At 52.5% G+C, this 1,319-nt stretch carries 1 protein-coding gene; it reads left to right on the top strand.

The features are described from left to right. A partial coding sequence (locus tag H5158_RS22525) for an Ig-like domain-containing protein (protein ID WP_182740964.1) occupies positions 1-1,319 on the top strand: 1,319 nt, incomplete at both ends.

Here is a 1,319-nt window from a genome sequence, read left to right as displayed (position 1 = left end):
GTAATTGACACTCAAGCGCCTACTTTTGATATTGATCCACTTGCTGCAACGAACGATACCACGCCAACCATCACCGGTAGCAGTGATGAAATCGGTGGCATCGTCAGTGTCATCGTCACTGATGCAAACGGTGCGGTGCAAACTTTAACTGCGACGGTACTGGCAGATGGTACGTGGTCAGTGGATATACCGACGCCGCTTGCAGAGGGCGCATTCCAAGTGGATGCCAGCGTCACTGATGCGGCAGGTAATACCGCGTCTGATACTGAAAACGGCGGAGTAATTGACACCCAAGCGCCTACTTTTGATATTGTTCCACTTGCTGCAACGAACGATGCCACGCCAACGATTACTGGTAGCAGTGATGAAATTGGTGGACTCGTCAGCGTGATTGTCACTGATGCCACTGGCGCAGTACAAACCTTAACCGCGACGGTATTAGCTGATGGCACTTGGTCGGTGGATGTACCGACGCCGCTGGCAGAGGGCGCATTCCAAGTGGATGGCAGTGTCACTGATGCGGCAGGTAATACCGCGTCTGATACTGAAAACGGCGGAGTAATTGACACCCAAGCGCCTACTTTTGATATTGATCCACTTGCTGCAACGAACGATACCACGCCCACCATCACTGGTAGCAGTGATGAAATTGGTGGTCTCGTCAGTGTCATCGTCACTGATGCGACGGGGGCAGTACAAACCTTAATCGCGACGGTACTGGCAGATGGTACGTGGTCGGTGGATATACCGACGCCGCTTGCAGAGGGCGCATTCCAAGTGGATGCCAGCGTCACTGATGCGGCAGGTAATACCGCGTCTGATACTGAAAACGGCGGAGTAATTGACACTCAAGCGCCAAGCTTTGATATTGATCCGCTTGCTGCAACGAGCGATAGCACGCCTACCATTACTGGTAGTAGTGATGAAATTGGTGGACTGGTAAGTATCACTGTGACAGATGCTAACGGCACGGTGCAAACTTTAACTGCGACGGTACTGGCTGATGGTACGTGGTCGGTGGATGTACCGATCCCACTTGCAGAAGGCGCATTCCAAGTGGATGCTAGTGTCACCGATGCCGCCGGCAATACCGCCAGTGACACAGAAAATGGTGGGGTGATCGATACTCTTGCACCGACGGTTGATATCAACCCGTTGACTGATAGCAACGACAGCACGCCTACCATCACTGGTAGCAGTGATGAAATAGGTGGGTTGGTGAGCATTACAGTCACCGATGCCAATGGTGATATACAAACCTTAACGGCGACAGTACTTGCAGATGGCAGTTGGTCGGTGGATGTACCGACCCCGCTTGC

It is taken from the genome of Pseudoalteromonas sp. SR45-6, from assembly GCF_014163545.1.
Classification (GTDB): Bacteria; Pseudomonadota; Gammaproteobacteria; order Enterobacterales; family Alteromonadaceae; genus Pseudoalteromonas; species Pseudoalteromonas rhizosphaerae.
Note: the sequence above shows the minus strand (reverse complement) of the source record. Positions and strands in the feature narration are given on the sequence as shown.